Origin of the sequence: Bacteroides sp. 519 (genome assembly GCF_010500955.1) — a bacterium.
Taxonomy (GTDB): domain Bacteria; phylum Bacteroidota; class Bacteroidia; order Bacteroidales; family Bacteroidaceae; genus Bacteroides.
Genome location: NZ_QVMJ01000007.1, coordinates 177,528 through 198,503, shown reverse-complemented (window position 1 = coordinate 198,503; position 20,976 = coordinate 177,528). Strand labels below are relative to the sequence as shown.

The 20,976-nt window shown below is 40.6% G+C and carries 9 protein-coding genes and 1 pseudogene; 5 read left to right on the top strand and 5 right to left on the bottom strand.

All coding sequences use genetic code 11. The features are described 5' to 3' along the window. The first annotated feature begins 41 nt into the window (after positions 1–41). The 5 genes and pseudogenes from D0T85_RS23185 to D0T85_RS09020 all read left to right on the top strand — a co-directional run bounded on the left by D0T85_RS23185 (position 42) and on the right by D0T85_RS09020 (position 10,740). A complete protein-coding gene (locus D0T85_RS23185) occupies positions 42–1,505 on the top strand; it encodes a family 16 glycoside hydrolase (protein WP_370459945.1) in 1,464 nt (487 codons plus the stop codon). 24 nt (positions 1,506–1,529) lie between these two features. Continuing rightward, a complete protein-coding gene (locus D0T85_RS09035; RefSeq protein WP_203558441.1) occupies positions 1,530–3,002 on the top strand; it encodes a Gfo/Idh/MocA family protein in 1,473 nt (490 codons plus the stop codon). Positions 3,003–3,163: 161 nt separating this feature from the next. Beyond that, a complete protein-coding gene (locus D0T85_RS09030) occupies positions 3,164–4,786 on the top strand; it encodes a sialidase family protein (RefSeq protein WP_163212422.1) in 1,623 nt (540 codons plus the stop codon). 75 nt (positions 4,787–4,861) lie between these two features. Beyond that, positions 4,862–6,292: pseudogene (locus tag D0T85_RS09025) on the top strand (sialate O-acetylesterase); the annotation flags it as partial. 476 nt (positions 6,293–6,768) lie between these two features. Further along, on the top strand, positions 6,769–10,740 hold the full coding sequence (locus tag D0T85_RS09020; protein ID WP_163212418.1) for a hybrid sensor histidine kinase/response regulator transcription factor: 3,972 nt from the start codon (positions 6,769–6,771) through the stop codon (positions 10,738–10,740). Between the two features lie 272 nt (positions 10,741–11,012). Here the strand turns inward: D0T85_RS09020 and D0T85_RS09015 are convergent, their stop codons facing one another. The 5 genes from D0T85_RS09015 to D0T85_RS08995 form a co-directional block, all read right to left on the bottom strand. Beyond that, on the bottom strand, positions 11,013–13,463 hold the full coding sequence (locus tag D0T85_RS09015) for a DUF4982 domain-containing protein (protein WP_163212416.1): 2,451 nt from the start codon (positions 13,461–13,463) through the stop codon (positions 11,013–11,015). 137 nt (positions 13,464–13,600) lie between these two features. After that, positions 13,601–14,635, bottom strand: coding sequence for a glycosyl hydrolase 53 family protein (locus D0T85_RS09010; protein ID WP_163212414.1), 1,035 nt, complete (start codon positions 14,633–14,635; stop codon positions 13,601–13,603). A 28-nt stretch (positions 14,636–14,663) separates the two neighbouring features. Further along, on the bottom strand, positions 14,664–16,325 hold the full coding sequence (locus D0T85_RS09005) for a DUF5114 domain-containing protein (RefSeq protein WP_239060681.1): 1,662 nt from the start codon (positions 16,323–16,325) through the stop codon (positions 14,664–14,666). Between the two features lie 56 nt (positions 16,326–16,381). Further along, positions 16,382–17,959 (bottom strand): RagB/SusD family nutrient uptake outer membrane protein, encoded by a 1,578-nt coding sequence (locus D0T85_RS09000; protein WP_163212410.1) that lies wholly within the window; start codon positions 17,957–17,959, stop codon positions 16,382–16,384. A 45-nt stretch (positions 17,960–18,004) separates the two neighbouring features. Next, positions 18,005–20,962: a SusC/RagA family TonB-linked outer membrane protein gene (locus D0T85_RS08995; protein ID WP_370459944.1), complete on the bottom strand. Its 2,958-nt coding sequence runs from the start codon at positions 20,960–20,962 to the stop codon at positions 18,005–18,007. Positions 20,963–20,976: the final 14 nt, after the last annotated feature.

The window sequence follows — 20,976 nt, the reverse complement described above, 5'->3', positions numbered from 1 at the left end:
AGCGAAGCGATAACTCCTTCTATTCTAAAATATTATAAACCATGAAACAATTATTTATTTCGTTCTTACTACTCGGTGCATCAATTTTGGCTATTGCCCAACCCAAAGTTATTGCTCACCGCGGTTATTGGAATACGCCGGGCTCTGCACAAAACTCAATCATTTCGCTCTACAAAGCGCATGAGATTGGCTGTTATGGTTGTGAATTCGATGTTTGGTTAACCGCCGACAAAAACCTCATTGTTTATCACGACGACAAGATAAATGGCCTGTATATACCCGATACACCTTACGATAAACTGCGAGACATACAACTGAGCACAGGCGAAATTATTCCAAGCCTGGAGCAATACTTAGTGCATGCACAAAATTGCCCCAATATAAAACTTATACTGGAACTTAAGAGCTGTCGGCAAGTTGATATTCCGGTTATGGTAGAGAAAGTATTAGCACTTGTTGATAAATACAAATTACAATCACGAACCGAGTATATTGCTTTCAGCTTAGATATCTGCAAAGAAATTATTCGTGTGAGGCCTGGGGCAGAGGTTGCTTACCTAAATGGAAATCTTTCGCCCAAACAACTGAAAGAAATAGGTATTGCCATGGATTATCACTTCGGGGCTTTCGATAAAAATCTGGATTGGGTAAATCAGGCACACGCATTAGGAATCAATGTAAACGTTTGGACAGTAAATGATGCTGTACGAATGAAACGGTTAATTGGTATGGGAGCAGATTATATTACTACCGATAATCCTGAACTATGCCAGAAAATGATTGAAGATTATACAAATAAGTACACACAAATAGAGAAGACACAGGTAGATTTGTCGAAATACAAGAAAGACAAGAATGGATTTATAACCTTGTTCGACGGAACATCATTAGATGGTTGGAGAGGTTATTGTTTGGATAAAGTTACCGACAAATGGATTATTGAAGATGGAGCCTTGAAGTTTGACTCAAAGAAAGCAGGCAAAGGCGGAGAAATCATCTTCGGACATCGTTTTAAAAACTTTGAGTTGGAATTGGAGTGGAAAATATCGAAAGGAGGAAACTCTGGTGTACTGTATATGATTCAGGAAATTCCCGGACAGTATGCAGTGGCATCCGCACCCGAGGCACAAGTATTAGACAATGCCAACCACCCCGATGCAAAAATGGGAAAAGATGGGAACCGCCAAGCAACTTCCTTGTACGACTTGATTGCAGCTAAACCACAAAATGCCAAACCGTATGGCAAATGGAATAAGGTGAAAATTAGAGTTGATAATGGAACAGTAACGCATTTCCAAAACGGCAAGAAGGTAGTAGAATATACGCTTTGGACACCCGAATGGATAGAAATGCTGGAAAATAGTAAGTTCAAAGTAACCGAGTGGGAAGATGCTTACTATCTGATGACCAACTGCGGAGGCATTAACCGAGAAGGTTATATCGGCTTTCAGGATCATGGAGACGATGTGTGGTTTCGCAATATAAAAGTGAAAATGTTGGATTAGTATTATACTTTAAAGAAAAATATTATGTCATCAAAAATGTCAAGAAGAAAGTTCCTTAGAACAGGAGCCATTGCTGCCGCTGGTTTGTCAATAGTGCCAAGCACGGTGTTTGGTAGTAAGTTTGGGCATGTTGCACCAAGCGATAAACTAAACATTCTGGGTGTTGGTATTGGTGGACGTGGAGCCGGAGTACTTAACGCATTATCAAGCCAAAACATTATTGGTTTAGCAGATGTAGACTGGAAGTACAGCGACCATGTATTTAAAAAATATCCAAATGCCAAAAGATACTACGATTATCGCAGAATGTTTGAAGAGTTGGGCAAGTCGGCCGATGCTGTTATGATTGCAACAGCCGACCATACACATGCTATTATAGCAGCCGATGCCATAACAATGGGTAAACATGTATATTGTGAGAAGCCGTTAACACATACAGTTTACGAATCGCGTTTGCTTACCCGGTTGGCCGATAAATACAAAATAGCCACACAAATGGGTAACCAAGGTGCTTCGGGCGAAGGAGTACGCAAAGTATGCGAATGGATATGGAATGGCGAGATTGGTGAGGTTACTAAAGTTGAAAGTTTCACCGATCGTCCCATCTGGCCACAAGGATTAAACAGACCCGAGGGAGCAGAAAGAGTTCCTAAAACATTAAACTGGGATCTTTTTTTAGGCCCGGCAAAACACCGCGCTTACAACCCTATTTATACCCCATGGAACTGGAGAGGTTGGTGGGATTTTGGTACAGGAGCACTTGGCGATATGGCTTGTCATATCTTGCATCCGGTGTTTAAAGCATTGAACTTAGGATACCCAACAAAAGTACAAGGAAGCTCTACTCTTTTACTTTCCGATTGTGCACCTAGCGCTCAGACAGTTAAATTTACTTTCCCAGCACGAGACAATATGCCAAAGGTGGCAATGCCCGAAGTAGAAGTTGTTTGGTTCGATGGTGGTTTAAGACCTATGCGTCCTAAAGGCATGCCCGAAGGTAAAGACCTTTACAACAGCGGTGGGGGAGTAATTTTCCATGGAACAAAAGATACACTGATATGTGGTAGCTACGGTGTAGAACCTTGGTTGCTTTCAGGACGTGTACCCAGTGCTCCTAAAGTGCTGAGAGAAGTACGCGAAAGCCACGAAATGGATTGGGTGCGTGCATGTAAAGAATCGGTAGGAAGCCGTATTGAAACTACTTCTCCTTTCAGCGAAGCAGGTCCATTCAATGAAATGGTAGTAATGGGTGTTATGGCTGTTCGCCTGCAAGGATTAAATCAGGTGTTGGAGTGGGATGGACAGAACATGCAGTTTACAAACATCAACCCAAATGCAACAGTAACATCGGTTATCAGAGACGGTTTTACCATTAAAGACGGGCATCCGTCGTTTGATAAAGCAGTGACAGATCCTGTTAATGCTATTGAATTCGCAAATGAGATGATTAAACATACCTATTGTAACGGTTGGAAACTTCCGGATATGCCACGATAATCAAAAACAAATACAGATACCACAAATATAGATACCACAAATACAGATACCACTTTTACTTTGTAACACTCGCACAACATGCTATTTGGTTTGTGCGAGTGTTTTTGTTAATTAAGATATTAGTTGTACTTTTACGACCATCTAAATAAACTAATACTCGTATGAAAAAAAACATTTCTTTTCTGATCTTATTATGTTGTTGTGTCTTTAATCTTGCTGCACAAGATGTTGTGCAAATAAAACAACCTCAAATACCAATTCTTGTAGATCGGCAGGATAACGTCTTGTTTTACATTCGTCTTAATGCAGAAAGTAAACATAAATTAGATGAAATTACTATTGATTTAGATGGAGATATTCGGCTTTCGGACATAAGGTCTTTGAAACTATACTATGGTGGTACAGAAAGTGTACAAAAAAAAGGAAGCACTTATTATGCTCCGGTACAATACCTATCAAGAAACAATCCGCTCTATACCCGGTTGGCTAACCAATCATATTCTATAAAAAAGTCGGAAGTAAGCAACATAACAAAAAAAGTTGTATTAAAAGCCGATCAAAAGCTATGTAAAGGAATAAATTACTTTTGGGTAAGTATAGAAGTAAAGCCCAACACTCCGATAACAGCTGTATTAACAGCTGGATTAACAGAAGCAAAAGCTGATGGCAAAATTATTGCAATAGAAAACAATGAAACGAATATAACACGGCGTATGGGTGTTGGCGTTCGTTATGCAGGTGACGACGAAGTGGCTGCTTACCGTATTCCCGGACTGGTAACTACCAATAAAGGAACACTTCTTGGCGTGTACGATGTACGTTATAACAACGGTGCCGACTTACAAGAATATGTTGATGTAGGCCTTAGCCGCAGTACCGATAAAGGCCAAACATGGGAACCTATGCGAATAGCCATGAGCTTTGGTGAGAACAACGGACTGCCCCGTGCACAGAATGGAGTAGGCGATCCTGCCATTCTGGTAGATAAACTCACTGGGCGTGTATGGGTAATTGCTGCCTGGACACAGGGAATGGGTAATGGACGCGCCTGGCATAACTCCCAGCAGGGAATGGATGCCAAAACCGCCCAATTAATGTTGGTCTATAGCGACGATGACGGACAAACATGGTCGGAACCCATCAATATTACCAATCAGGTGAAGAAACCCGAGTGGTACTTTTTATTACAGGGACCCGGTATGGGAATCACTATGCAAGATGGGACCTTGGTGTTTGCAGCCCAGTTTATAAACGAAGACCGCGATCCATCCTCTTGCATTATTTACAGCAAAGACCGGGGTAAAACATGGCACTTACACAATGCACCCCGCGAAAACACTACCGAAGCACAAGTTGCCGAAGTATCACCCGGAGTATTGATGTTGAACATGCGAGACGACCGGGGAGGAAGCCGGGCAGTATACACCACCAAGGATATGGGCCAAACATGGGAAAAACATCCTTCATCTCGTAGTGTACTTCGTGAGTCGGTTTGTATGGCAAGTTTAATTCAGGTAAATGCAAAAGATAATTGTCTTCATAAAGATATTCTGCTTTTTTCTAACCCTAACACAACAAAAGATCGAAACATGATCACTATTAAAGCCAGTCTTGACGGAGGGTTATCTTTTCCAACAGAATATCAGGTATTGCTCGACGAAGATCATGGATGGGGATACTCTTGTTTAACCATGATTGATGAAGAAACGGTTGGCATTTTATACGAAGGCAGTACTGCACACATGGTATTTCAGGCAGTGAAGCTGAAGGATATTATAAAATAGAATATAAAAGCAATGAAACCCTATTTGTTAGTTCTTCTTTTACTAGCTACTTTTACGTTGCAAGCTCAAACTTCTGGCGACCTGCAACTTCCGCCGGTTTACTCAGATAATATGGTATTACAACGCAACCAGCCACTTACTATTGCCGGAACAGCCAATGCAGGAGAAACAATAAAAGTATCTATCGGTAATCAGAAAAAAGAAACGATAACTTCTTCTGAGGGTAAATGGCTAGTTACATTGGCTCCCCTACAAACAGGAAAAGTGTATCAACTGGAAGTTTCGTCGCACAACCGTAAACTGGTTTATAAAAATGTGTTGGCTGGCGAGGTATGGCTCTGTTCAGGACAGTCGAACATGGAGTTCGAAGTACGTCAAACCGTAAAAAGCGAACAAGAATATTTATTAAACCGTGCCAACCAACAGCCCATCCGTATCTATGATACAAAAGCTCGGTGGCGAACCAATGCTGTTGAGTGGAGCAAGCCTGCACTTGATTCAATTAACAATTTACATTATTTTCATCATACTACATGGACTGTTTGTAATACAGAAACAGCATCCCGAACTTCGGCTGTGGCTTTTTCGTTTGCTAATATGCTGGCTGATAGTTTGAATGTACCTGTGGGACTGATAATTAATGCTGTGGGTGGATCGGCAACCGAATCATGGATTGACAGGAAAACATTGGAAACAGAGTTCCCGGATATACTTTATAACTGGACCGAAAATGATTTTATTCAACCATGGGTGCGGCAACGTGCAAAACAAAATATGGCTAAGTCCAACAATAAGTATCAACGACATCCTTACGAACCGACATATTTATTCGAATCGGCTATTCTTCCTCTCAATCAGTTTACTGTAAAAGGGGTTATCTGGTATCAAGGCGAATCGAATGCACACAATGTAGAGGCTCACGAAAAATTGTTTCCTTTACTGATAAAAAGCTGGCGTACGCACTGGCAACAGGATATCCCGTTTTATTATGTGCAGTTATCAAGTATAAATCGTCCAAGTTGGCCTTGGTTTCGTAACAGTCAGCGATTGTTTATGGATAAAATACCAAATGTAAAGATGGCTGTCAGTAGCGACCGGGGTGATTCGTTGGATGTGCATCCCAAACATAAAAAAGATATTGGCGAAAGACTGGCCCGGTGGGCATTACACGAAACGTATCAAAAACAACTGATACCATCCGGACCGCTGGTTAAAAAAGCTCAATGCATAAAAGATACAGCAGTAATTTTATTCAATTATGGAGACGGCCTGTCAACCTCCGACGGAAAAGAGATACGTACTTTAGAGATAGCCGGAAAAGACGAACAATATTATCCAGCTGAATACAAAATTATTAGTGGAAACAAGTTGATGATATGGCATCAACATGTAACTACTCCACAGTGGGTACGCTATGGGTGGCAACCCTATACACGGGCAAACCTTGTTAATGAGGCAGGTTTACCTGCTTCTACTTTCAAAATAGAAATAGAAGGCCTACACTAGCCGTTGGCTTAACAGCACGCGAGATGCGCATGAAACAACTAGTTTCATTTTTGTTTTGCACAGTGAAACAAGTAGTTTCCTATATAGAAAACCAACTGTTTCCTATGTAGAAAACAAGTCGTTTCCTATGTAGAAAACAACTTGTTTCCTACCGTGAAACAGTTGGTTTCCTACCGTGAAACCGTTGGTTTCCTACCGAGATTCTGTTGGTGTCCTTTAGAGATCACACTTTTACCCTCATCAAAGCGTGACGAAATATTTGTAACAACGTTTCTCAACACGCCATTCAACACGCATTTAACATATTGTTAATCAGTAGAATAAAACCTCCGCGTGTTGAATGACGACAAAATTTGCATTTTAAACTTCTGTGTAGAGGAGTTTTGGAAACTCCGCGTAACTTAGCGTAACTCCGCGTTTTGAAATTCAGAGGAGTGATTTTTATTTATTGAGATATTCGTTGTATTTTTACTGCCATGAAAACAGTACAACTACTATTTACAATATTAATATCATCCTTTTGTATTCCTTTATTTGCACAAGAGTACACCAATTTTCATTTCAAAAGAACCCAAGTTGACGAAGGATTATCCGAAAATACCGTTTATTGTATTTTACAAGACTCCAAAGGGTTTCTTTGGTTTGGAACAAAAGACGGACTGAACCGATACGATGGAGCAGGCTTTCGGACATTCAGAAACAAAGTAAACGATCCGGGATCATTGGGAAATAATTTCATTCGGAGTATTGTTCAAACAAACGATGAAACCTTTTATATAGGTACCGATGTTGGACTGTATGTAATGAATCCCGATAATGAAACTTTTATACGCTTAAACGGTGAAACATTGTCTTCGGCAATAACGAGTTTATATATTGACAAACAACAGAATATATGGATTGGCACACTACATCAGGGAATATATTACTACAATACACAAACCCGGGAACTCAGGCAAGTAGAGGTTGTACGGTACAATCTGGACAATACCGCTATCTGGAATATATACGGCGACAGGTCGGGAACAATGTGGGTTGGTACCCGGTTGGGGCTGCTACGCTACAACTCTAATATAGATAAACTTGAGGCAGTTGAAAATCTGTTTAGTCCGCTAAATACCGAACACGAAGTGCTTACAATGTTGGAAGATAAAAAAGGAAATCTTTGGCTGGGCACTTGGCTGAATGGTATCCGGTGCTATAATAAGCAATCGTACGATAATGTAACCTACTTGGGTTTACAGGATTCATCTTATTATGTAACCCATGTAAGAGCCTTGTTTCAATATACCGACAATTCATTGCTTGTGGGTTCGGACGACGGACTCTATTTGTTTGATACCGATCAATTAACATCGCGCCGCATTGATATACCACAATCAAAAAGTAGCCTGAGCGATCAGAATGTATACTCTATTGCACAAGATAAAGAAGGAGGAATTTGGATAGGAACTTATTTTGGTGGTATAAACTATCTCAATGTATCTTTACAACCCATTGAAACTTACTATTCCGATATAAGTTCCGGAATGCTTTCGGGGAAAGCAGTGAGCCAGTTTTGCGAAGATAAAGAAGGCAATATGTGGATTGCAACAGAAGATGGTGGTGTTAACTATTTCAATGTGAAGTCCAAGCAGATAACTCAACCCATTAAAACAAGCTATCACAATACCCATGCTTTGCTGTTAGATGGAGACAATTTATGGATAGGAACCTTTTCGCGCGGAATTGATATTTATAATACACGTACCCATAAACTTATAAATCTTCGGAATAATGCCGGCGATGCGAGTAGCTTGAATGATGATTGTGTTTTTTCTCTTTATAAAACACGTTCGGGAGATATTTATGCCGGAACACCTGCCGGACTCAATAAATATAACCAAGATACCGGAACATTTCAACGGATTCATGAAGTAAATGGTTTTGTTTATGATATGAAAGAAGACGATACGGGCGATTTGTGGATAGCTTCTTATGGGAAGGGAGTGATCAGGTATAATGTTTCTACAGCATCATGGATAAATTACTCAACCATACTGCCACCAGATAATCCTGTTGTAGACAGTAAATTAACCCATGTTTATATTGATAGCCGCAAACGGTTGATTTTTTCCAGCGAAGGAAGAGGCATTTTCTTATATAACCATCAAACAGATAGTTTCACAAACATTTCCGAAGCCGACGGCTTGCCCAATAGTGTAGTGTATGGTGTGTTGGATGATATTTTTGGAAATTTATGGTTAAGCTGCAACAAAGGTATTGTGAACTTCGACATAGAAAATCCGGCCGCTTGTAGGCTCTATACAAAAGAAGATGGATTGCAAAGTAATCAGTTCAATTACAAGTCGTGCCATAAAACCCGGGATGGGAAATTTTATTTTGGGGGTATCAACGGCTTTAACTGTTTCTATCCGCAAGACCTCACAGCCATTCAGAATCAGGTAATTCCTTCAGTAGAAATAACACATCTTAAATTGTTGAGTAATACCGACCCGGAGTTAGAAACCGAAATTCAGACACAGATCAATAAGAAACAAAAAATAGTGCTTCCTCATACTAACTCTTCGTTTACCATTTCGTATGTAAGCCTTAGTTATCCATCGCAGTTAAAGAACGAATATGCTTATATGCTCGAAGGAGCCGATAACAAATGGATATATGCCGGAAATAATAAAAATGTGACGTATGTAAACTTGCCACAAGGAAACTATTTATTCAAAGTAAAAGCATCCAACAATAGTGGTGTATGGAACGAAACAGGTAGTTGCATTGAGATAGAAATACTGCCTCCGTTTTGGTGGTCACTGTCGGCCCGGATACTTTATCTGTTGTTGTTTATATTATTTGCTTATTTCCTGTTTTCTTTTTACTGGAACAAAAACAAAGAGAAGCAAAAAAGAGACCTGGAAACTTTTAAGGCCGAACAAGAAACATTGGCATTTAAATCTAAAATTGATTTCTTTACCAATATAGCTCATGAAATACGTACTCCGGTAAGTTTAATTAAAGCACCATTGGAAGAAGTTATTCTGTTGGGCGAAGGTGGAAAAGAAACCAAACAAAACCTTTCAATCATAGAACGGAACTGTAACCGGCTTAATGTGTTAATTAATCAGTTGCTGGATTTCAGAAAGATGGATGCCTCGCAATATGTACTTAATGTAGAACGAATAAATTTGAAGGAACATATCAGTGAGTTATGTTATCGGTTCAGGAAAACTGCACAGAGTAATAAAATAGATTTTATATTGAATCTGCCTGCCAACGAGGAACTGTTTGTGGTATCCGATCCGGATGCTTTGACTAAGATAATAGACAATTTGCTTACCAATGCCATTAAGTTTACAACAGATAAAATAAACTTAACCTTAGAGGTAGATAATAATTTCTATACTGTGAGTGTAGAAGATAATGGGAAAGGAATTCCTGATGATCTTAAATCAATTATATTTGATCCGTTTTATCAAATCCAACCGGATAACAACAAACAGGGGTCTGGTATTGGATTATCTTTAGTTAAGAATCTGGCTAAAATGCTCGAAGGTAAAATAGAAGTTAAAGATGGTGCCATGGGTGGTTCACTGTTTCGTTTTGTTTTTACCGATATTTCTATTCCGATAGAACAGGCAAGTAAAGAAGAAAAGAAGACGCTTGTTGATACATTGCCAAAAGAAACCCACAATCTGCATAAAAACAGCATTTTGGTTGTCGACGATAATCCGGATATCACTTCTTTTATTAAAAACTGTTTGCAAAACGAGTATCAGGTAGATACAGCTTTGCATGCAACTGTAGCAATGAAATTACTGGAAGAAAAGAATTTCGATCTTATTATTTCGGATATTATGATGCCCGATATTGATGGAATATCTTTTACCAAGAAGATAAAGGCCGATTTAAATTACAGTCATATCCCTGTGATTCTTTTATCAGCCAAAACGGATAATGTAGTAAAAGTAGAGGGATTGCGGTCGGGAGCCGAAGTGTTTATGGAAAAGCCATTCTCAACTTCCTTCCTGAAAGCCCAGATAGTAAGTTTACTCGAAAACAGGAAAACTATACTTGAGGCTTTTAACCGTTCTCCATTGGCATCGTACGCTACTTTGGTTACCAATAAAAGCGATGAAACATTCCTGAGTAAGCTAAACGAGGAAATAGAGAAACATCTTTCTGATGAAACATTCTCTGTAGAGTCGTTAACAGATATATTAAGTATCAGCCGTTCCAACCTTCAACGCAAACTAAAAGGAATTTGTGGAACCACTCCAGGCGATTATCTTCGTAACTATCGGTTGAAGCATGCTTGCAAACTACTTCTGGAAGGTGAAATGCGGATAAATGAGGTTGCTTTTTATGTGGGATTTAACTCGGCTTCTTACTTTACCAAGGCTTTTATAAAGGCATATGGTATGTCGCCTAAGGAGTTTATCCAGAAGAATAAATAATATTTTTGTTACGAATTGTAAGCAGTTGCCCCCGTGAGTTTGTAATCAAGGGCTGTAAGCCCGTTCGATTTAGCCCAGGGTTTTAACCCTGGGTAAGCTATCACCCTCTAGCAATGAAGTGCTGTAAGCACGACCCTCGGCTATTCGTTCGTGCTTACAGCACTCTGATTGGTAGATATCGTACATACCCAGGGTTAAAAACCCTGGGCTAAATCGAACGCACTTTCAGTGCTTAACTGAAAGGGTCAAAACTTTAATTTAGTTACAGACTTTCAGTGTAGTTTTGCCCTCAAAACAACCTTCCCACTTTTCACCCCTTTAGCCTTTGCCTCAAAAGTAATATCCCCGGCAACTTCGCCAGCCTGCACAATTGCTGTAAGCTGACCACTAAATAGTGGCATCTGTGGAAGATGAAAAAGATCAAGACTTGTTGGATCACCATTAGCAGCCGCACGATATTTACCAGCTCCTTTAACAGTGAAGTTCACCATACGATTATCAAGCGGACAAAGGTTACCGTTCTTATCAACTGCACGAACAGTAATATAAGCAAGGTCTTTACCATCGGCAGCAAGTTCTTTTCGGTCAACAATAACTTCCAGATGATCTGCTTTGGAGGCAGTACGAATAATCTTTTCCTCTACAGCTTTTCCGCTGTTATCGTACGCAATAACTTTAACTTCGCCTGGCTCATAAGTAACATCCATCCACATTAAACGGTAGCGATGTTGGGGAGACTCATTGCTTTTTTGCTTCTTACCATAGCTTTTGCCATTAACAAACAGTTCGGCAGTTGGGTAGTTGGTATATACAAATACCGGAGTAATTTCTCCTTCGCGTCCTTCCCAGTTCCAGTGTGGAAGTATGTGCAAGGTGTTTTCCTCTTTATTCCAGATGCTACGATAATAGTAGTAACGGTCTTTGGGAATGCTTGCCAAATCAATAATACCAAATAATGAACTGTGGTTGGGCCATGCATCGGTATCGTAAGGAGACGGTTCGCCCAGATAATCGAATCCGGTCCATACAAACTGACCGATGGTCCAGTTGAAGTCATCAGCAAGAATCATATCATCATCGGGTAAATTTGACCATGAACAATGCTCCATATCATACGAGGATGATTGATGGTCGGGATAAGTAACACTTGCTTTCTTTTCTACAGGGAACTTATAAACTCCTCTTGAACTTACTGTAGAGGTTGTTTCTGCTCCTAGAATAATGCTTTGCGGAAGTTTTTCGTAAGCTTCCTGATAGCGGTGTGCCCTGTAGTTAAGTCCGGGAACATCAAGCATGGAAGCAAATCCATTACTGAGTACGCAACTCACCTGATCCATTCCGCAGGTTACCGGACGGGTAGGATCTTCACGGTGGCAGATATCCTGTAAAAAAGAAGCTACTTTGTAGCCCTGCGGACTGCATTGGGTAGGTACCTCATTTCCAACACTCCACATTACAACACATGGGTTGTTGCGGTAATTATGCAACATGTTTACCATGTCTTTTTCGGCCCACTCATTAAAGAAACGATGGTATCCGTTGGTGCACTTGGCTATGTCCCACTCATCGAAAGGCTCAATCATCATCATGAAGCCCATTTCGTCGCAAAGGGCAACTAGTTCCGGTGCAGGCATGTTGTGCGAGGTGCGTATAGCATCGCATCCCATATCTTTGAGCATAGTAAGTTGGCGGCGCAAGGCGGCTGTATTAATAGCTGCCCCCAACGGACCTAAATCGTGGTGATTACATACTCCTTGAAATTTACGGTGTTTGCCATTCAGGTAGAAACCTTTGTCGGCTATAATCTCAATGTGGCGGATACCGAAACGGGTGGTGTACTCGTCTACCTGATTATTATCTACATAAATCTTAGATACAGCATTGTATAAATATGGAGTCTCGGGCGACCATAACTTAGGATTATCTACCAGAATATTTTGCTCGAACGGTAAACCGTGGTTTATTTTCCGTGTATTGTCTTTGGTGGCAATAACTTTTCCATCAGGATCAATGATTTCCGTATATACCCGGATGTCTTTGTCGCCTGTGTTTTTAATGTTAGTTAGTAACCGTACAGAAGCCAGTTCACTCGATACATGAGGAGTAGTTAAGTAAGTACCCCAAACAGGTACATGTACTTCGTTTGTAACAATCAGGTGTACATTGCGGTATAATCCGGCTCCGGGATACCAACGTGAAGATTGTGGCTTGTTTTCCAAACGAACCGATAACTGATTATTACGGCCGTCTTCGGTAAGGAACGGAGTAACATCGCAATGGAAGGAGTTGTAGCCATAAGGCCAGAAACAAACTTCTTTTCCATTAACATAAACACGTGCTTCGCTCATGGCCCCATCGAATAATAGGGTAGCTTGTTTGCCGGGAGTATAGTTTTCAACGTCAAAGCTTCTTCTGTACCAACCAGTTCCTACATAAGGCAAGCCACCGGTACGCCCTGTTTTAACAGAGGCTTTCTGCTCAAAGTTTTGGGTTACGGCAACATTCTGAAGATCGTTGTTACGATCGAACGGTCCATAAATAGCCCAGTCGTGAGGGACACTCACAGGTTGCCACTTGCTATCGTTGAATCCGGGTTCACTGGAGTTCGGGTTATCCTCCTTGGTGAATTTCCAATCCTTATCCAGAAGTACTTGTTGGCGTTGTGCCTGCACAGTGGCTGAACTAACAAGCATAACAAGGATAATTAAGTTTTTAAGTTTCATAATATCTGTATTATTTTAGACACGGATTGCGCGGATTGCACGGATTTAAAATACACGGATTAATTTTATTGTATTAATCCGTGTTATTAAATCCGTGTTATAAAATCCGTGTCATCCGCGCAATCCGTGTCTATTTTTTATTTAAAAGCATCCAGTGCTACAGTTGGCATTCCGTTATTATCGAAAGCCCCCAATGTATATTCTTTCCAGTTGGCATACGATTGTGGCTCCCAGTAAAACACTCCCAGGCATTTATCGTTTGCCACAGCTTTAGCCTTTGTAATCAAGTCGCTGAGAAACAATTTACATGCCTCGGCTTCGCTATAAGGCATACCAACCTCGCAAATCATCACTTCTGTGTTATAGCGGTTAATCATATCATTTACATTCGTAATGCAATCATTATTCATGTTTTGCCAGGTTTCCACTTCCGGATAAAGCGACATGCCGATGATATCCCATTTTCCACCGTTGTTCTTTAAACCGTCGAACAACCAGCGAAACAGATTATTATCATTTCCGTTTTGCAAATGTACAATAACTTTAGCTTCCGGGAATATTTCTTTCACAGCATCATAACCGGCATTGTTTAATCCGGCATATTTTTCCATGTTTTCGGATGCTTTTCCAGTATCCCAAAGCATACCGTTTCCTGTTTCGTTACCCACCTGAACCCATTCAGGGCTGATATTATGAGATTTCAGTTCGGACAGTATCTCTTTGGTATGTGTTGATACAGCTTCTTTCAACTCATTAAAAGAAAGATCTTTCCATGCTGCTGGTTTAGTTTGCTGACTGGGGTCTGCCCACGAGTCACTATAATGAAAGTCTATCATTAAACGCATACCCAGACGGTTTGCACGGATTGCCTTAACCAACAAATCACCTTTGTTGCACCAACCATCGGCAGGGTCTACCCATACACGTAAGCGTATAGAGTTCATTCCCAAATCACGTAATAATGTTATACACTCTGTTTCGCGGCCTATTGCACTGTAGAACTTTCTCCCGGCTTTTTCCATTTCGGTAAGCCAGCTAACATCAGCTCCTTTGGCAAAGCCTGTCATATCATAAACAGGAGGTTCTTTGCCCGGAGATGGATTATCATCATCACTGCAAGCACAAATAGAAACTATCAGCAGCGCATATATAAAGAAATATTTTAAATTCATAACTCTGATCATTCTTAATTCCTAATTCTTAATTTAATATATACGTTCCCTCAATCAGATTGACAGTCATGGTATATGTGCCCGGTTCTAACGAATCATCATCTGTAATATTGCTTCCCTGATAATACAATTTACCTTCGCTACCACCAAATTTGTGATTCCATGTATCATCGGTATGTATTTGAAAACCCCATTCAGAAGCAACAGTGATTGTTATATTACCTGCATATATTCCAGGAGTATCAGTAGCATTGAGTACTGTTTCAAAGTCCCAAACATCATTAATACCAGACAAGAATATTTTGTCGGTGATATTGAATAAGTTATAGGTTGGTTCTTTCAACTTCACCTCGAATAAATAAAGACCTGGGGCAGGAGCCGGAAGATTATTTTCGCCTTGCCATGCCAATGTACCTGCATAAGCATCGCCTTCGCCCAACGTATATTTATCATTCCAATTGTTTTCTTCGGTATTAATACTGTATCCCCATAATGAGTTTACATTAATAACTCCTGCATAAGCCAGTTCGTCTTCGTTATAAAGAGAAAGAGTATGATCAAAGTTCCAGTCACTATTGGTTATACCATCATCAATGCCGGGTAAATAAACAAACGGGTTAATTGGTTCGGGTTCTGCCAAACCGCTTGATGCCTGACATGTCCATTTCTTGGGATCGCTTAAATCAACAGTTAGTGTATATTCTCCGGCTTCGGTTACTGTAACAGTAATCTCTCCTGCTTGTTGAGCAAGTACAATGTTTCCGTTTTCTTGTTCAAAAGCTATAGAAGTGTCTATTGCTGTATCGTCTCCATCTCCTGTTGACAGGTTATACAGTTTAGCATCTCCCTGTAGTTTTATCTTCAGGCTTCCGGCAGAAGAGGCTTCAAATACCATATACCATTTGTTGTTAGGACGGTCGAAAGTCATTTCACCTTCAATATCACCGCTCACATTTAATACAGGGATATAGATTGTTGACCACTCTTTCTTAACAGTGTTAAATTCTACATAATGGCAACCGCCAACACCTGGGAACCAGCAATTCCACTTACTATCTTCCTGTGAAAGCAAGAACGCACTACCGTTTACACCATCGTTGCCCCAAACAGTACCATCGCCTTCGCGCAAATAGAAGTTGTACCAGCTTGTTGCACCCATAAATCCGGTGTATATTCCATTAGCTTCGGGCGATATAAGTGTCCAGGAGGTACTTTCCTGTTTGCTATCGAGTACAAAGCCAACAGTCATATCAATGTCGTATGCAGTGAGGTTTACTGTTACTACATTACTATACTGCGGTTGCGTATTATTACCTATTGTTGATTTTAGGCGGATATATACCGGAGTTGCAACATCGGCAGCAATACTCAGATTCTTGGCAACAGTATTTAGTTCGGCACCGGTGTATGCTTTTGACAGGCCTGTTTCCAATGTTTCAACTACATTAGCCGAAAAATCGTTTGTAGTAGATATCTGTGTGTAAACCAATTCAAGATCGGGAGCATCCATTGCAGGGTTGCTTACGGAAAGAGTACTTTTACTCCATGTTAACGATAGTACAACTTTACTTGCTTCTTCCTGTTGAAGTACTATATCACTTTCGGTAGCAATAAGTTCATTGCTTTCGTGTCCGTTCAGGTATATTTTATCACCATCTTTCTCGCAGGCAGCCAGTAATAAGATTGCCATGAGACTATATATAATTTTTTTGTATGGTTTCATATATATTCTTTTGTTCTTGTATCTTAATAATTAGGATTCGACAAATTAGGATTAGCCGTTAACTCAGTGGCCGGAATGGGATAGTAATTGTATTTGCTATCTACTGCAATTCCGTTTTTAACGCCGCCTTTCCATTGCCATAAGTATGTGGCAGTTGTAAATTTATCGTATCGGATAAGGTCTGTACGGCGTGTACCTTCCCAATAAAGTTCGCGGGCACGTTCGTCAAGGAAGAAATCGATAGTCAGATTGGCTTCGGTTAGTTTTCCTTTTGTTAGATACGAATCACCAAATGCTCTTTCGCGTAGTTCGTTCAAATATATCAGTACTTCACTTTTACTCATGCCCGATCCGCCACGGGCAATGGCTTCGCCGGCCATCAGATACACATCGGCCAAGCGGAACACCGGAAAGTCGGTATTTACCCCACCATCATCGCTGTTCGATGCTGCTTCACCATTATCATTCAGGTTAGTCCATTTCTCAACAAAATATCCATAACTTTGGTTATCAATGGCATCCAGGTATTGTGTTTGTCCTTCGGTAAAGAAGAGTGCTCTGCCATCTTCTTCGTCGAACATATCAGGAACTTCACCGCGTACGCGGAACATACCCCAACCCGAAGCAATACCATAGTCTGCCGGTTTTTGATAATCGGATGTATTACTTACAGCTCCACAAATAATATGAGTGGTAGCTCCCCATGATACAGCATGTGTAGCATCAACCGGGAAAGCAAAAATGATTTCGTTTGTGCGTTTATCATTATCGGCATTGAAAAGTTTTTTATAATTGCTTTCCAAACTATAACCTTGTGCAATAATCTTCTTGCAGGTGCCGATACATTCGGTATAATATTGCTTTCCGGTATAAACTTCTGCATTCAGGTACAATTTGGCAAGTAAAGCTAAAGCAGCACCTTGTGAGGCATGACCATACACTGTTGATGAACGGGCAGGTAAGCTTTCTTCAATATCAGTAAGTTCGTTTTCAATGTACTCAAATATCTGTGCCGAAGTATAGCAGTCGGGAACAAATGCACCTACCGGATCGTTTTCGGTAATAAACGGAATATTACGGTAGAAATCCATTGCATGATAATAGGCTAATGCACGCAGAAAACGTGCTTCGGCACGGTAAGTGCGGATTTCATCTTGTTCGCTTTCGGTAAAACCCGATATCTTATCATCGGTTGCATTGCGAAGAAATTCGTTACACAATGCAATGTTATAATATATGCGGTAATACATATCGGCTACCCAAGGATCGTTAGCATCCCAGGTAAGATAAGTTATGTCGGTAACCTTGTCTCCTTCGAGCCAGGTTGGAGCCAGTTCGTCGGTACCGCTTTCCTGTAAATTAAAATAAGAGCGAAGGTAATCGTACCCGTTATTGCTGTCGAGGTCGGAATTTCCACCGCCTTTTTCTTGTCCGTTAATAACAAATGCTACATAAAGTTTACCTAATACTGCTTTGTAATTTTCGGCTTTGGCATATACATCGTTCGATGTTGTTTCGGTATTTGGCATCTGATCCAGATCGCCCAGACAGGAGCTGAATACAAACATACCTGCCAATAATACTATGATAAGTTTTTTCATTGTGATGTAATTTCTGTTTACGATTAAACAATTTACGATTGAATATTAAAATTCAAGTCCTATACTCATGCTGAAAGTGCGTGGACGTGGATAAAACGATGAGTCCATACCATTGGGCACCTCAGGATCTACACCGGTGTATTTAGTCCAGCAGAATACATTTTGTACCATAGCACTAACATTAAGTGCCAACCATTTATTTACCCTGCCAAAGTTATAGTTTAACGAAAGGTTATCCATTTTCAGGAACGATGCATTTTCTACATAATAATCGGATAGATGTTGACGTTGCACAAAGCCCGTTTTTAAATAACTGCGGTTTAAGTTATTCAATTGATAAGCATTGTAGCTCACTGTACTCCATGCACCTGTGTTCATGCCCATACCATTATATACATAATTCCCTATGTTAGCGCGCAAAGCAGTGCTTAGTGTCCATTTCTTGTAACGCAGCGAAGTTGAGAATCCCATAATAAAATCGGGCGAGGGTGATTTATAACGGTAAAGGTCGTTAGAGTTAATTACACCATCATCATTAAGATCGGCATAAGCGCCTTCAATTGGTCTTCCGGTTTTTTCGTCGTATAATTGATGGTACACATAAAACATGTATGGTTCATATCCTTCGGATAATATTTGGAATTGGTATGCGTCGATAGATGGGCCTACAAGTGTATTGGTTGTTTCGCCTCCCTGAACCAGCGAAAGGTTCTTTACTTTCATCTTCTGCCAGGTGAAGTTATACGATAAATTCCATGTCCAATCCGGTAAATCTATTGGGGTAGCGTTTAATGTTACCTCAATACCTTTGCTGTCTACATTTCCCACATTGGTAAGAATACGTTTGTCGAAATTGGTACCGGCGGCACTGGGCACTGTTGCCAGCAAATCTTTGGTTTCGCGGGTATAGAAGTCAAAGCTACCCGATATTTTATCTTTCAGGATACCAAAATCGAAACCAATATTCCATGAAGTAGTCGTTTCCCATTTCAAGTTTTCAACATACGCTTCGGGCCGGTAAGTCGAAATCCATCCACCATTAATCAATGCTTCTGCACCGGTTTGACTTTGGGTATATACAGGCAGATAGTTGTAGTTGCCAATACCATCTTGCTGTCCGGTAATACCATACGAGGCTCTTAACTTTAGGTTACTGATAACCGGATTGTTCTTTAAGAAACTCTCTTCGCTAACCCTCCAGGCCAAAGCAACCGATGGAAATGTTCCCCAGCGATTATCTTTGTGGAAACGGCTTGTACCATCTCGTCTAACAGTTCCGGTAAGCATATAACGGTCGGCTAGTGTATAATTCAAACGGGCATATCCCGATATCAATACATGACGTTGGTCGGTAGCAGCAGAAGTAGACATAACATCGCCTTCGGTATTTAGTTCACTATATTGCGAACTTACACTTTTCCAGAACTGATAATCGTATCCCATTGTTGCATCAATACTACTTTTTATTGTCTCAAAGTACTTGTTGTAGTTGAGGTAAGTAGTTAATAGGCGATTGGTATTTTTCTGTGGACCATAGTTGTAATCGCGCCCTTTAGTTGTGTAGTTTTGAGCAGCCTCGGCAGGTACATATACCGATCCTTTTCCTTTGGCATAATCATAACCAAGCGTTGCATGAAACTTAAGTTCAGGAAGAAAATGGAATTTGTAGTCGATATCAGCATTTCCGATAAACCGCGATACCTTACTGGTGCTGTTGTATTGTTTCAATACTCCAAGCGGATTGCGTACACCTGCATTTACCGGACCACCATTGGCATCAACACTTTCGTAGTAACCACCAAACTGATTATTACCGGAATAAACAGGTATCGTAGGATTGAAAGTTGAGGCCGCCCATATTGCATCTCCATTGGCAAACCGGTTGTTGTTGTGTGATGCTTTAGCATTTAATGCAATCTTTAAATGATCGTTAAAGAAAGAAGGAGTTAGGTTTACGCTTCCTGTATAACGTTCGGCATTATCAGTGCGTACAATACCATCCTGATTGTAATATCCAACCGATACACGGATAGGCCAATTTTCGTTGATGCGTCCGGCAAGGCTCAGGTTATTATCGGTTCCGAATGCAGTATGATATACCTGGTCGTTCCAGTCGGTATTGCTCGTTCCGATAAGTGCTTTTTGGGCATCTGTACCATTTGCATTAATCACATCAATAAACTCGCTTCTGCTTAACATATCGGTTACGCGGGCACGTGTCTGAAACGAGTTGGTGGTATTGAAACTCACCTTCAACTTATCGCCCGTTCCTTTTTTTGTGGTAATGATAATAACCCCATTTGATGCACGCGACCCGTAGATTGCTGTTGATGAAGCATCTTTCAGGATAGTCATACTTTCAATATCCGAAGGGTTGATAAGGCTCAGGAAGTTTCCCGAATTTCCACTGATTCCACCACTTTCCAAAGGTACTCCATCGAGTACAATAAGCGGATCGTTACTGGCGTTTAAAGAAGCACCTCCGCGGATACGGATTGTGCTTCCGGCAGTAGGCGAACCACTGGTTGACATAATTTGTACCCCGGATACTTTTCCGTTAATAAGTTGCTCGGGCGAGCTGATTAGTCCCATGTTAAAGTCTTTACTACTCACATTGCTCACCGAACCGGTAAGGTCGCTTTTGCGTTGAGTTCCATAACCAATTACAACCACATCGCTCAAAGTAAGTGCATCCGGTTGCATCTTTACATTCAGTACATTGCTGGTAGGAACCTGTAATGTTTGAGCGTTATAACCGATGTACGAAAATTGCAGTTGAGTGCTTCCGGCCGGAAGACTTACGTTATAATTACCATCAAAATCGGTAGTGGTTCCGGTGGTGCTTCCTACAATCAAAATGGATACACCAATCATGGGTTCACCGGTTTCGTCGGTAACAGTTCCGGTAACTCTACGTTCGCCTGTTTGGGCAAAGGTTTTCATACTGCCAATTAGAATTATGCATATCATAATAAAACGGCAGCAAAAGAAGTTGTTGTTCATAATGGTATTGATTT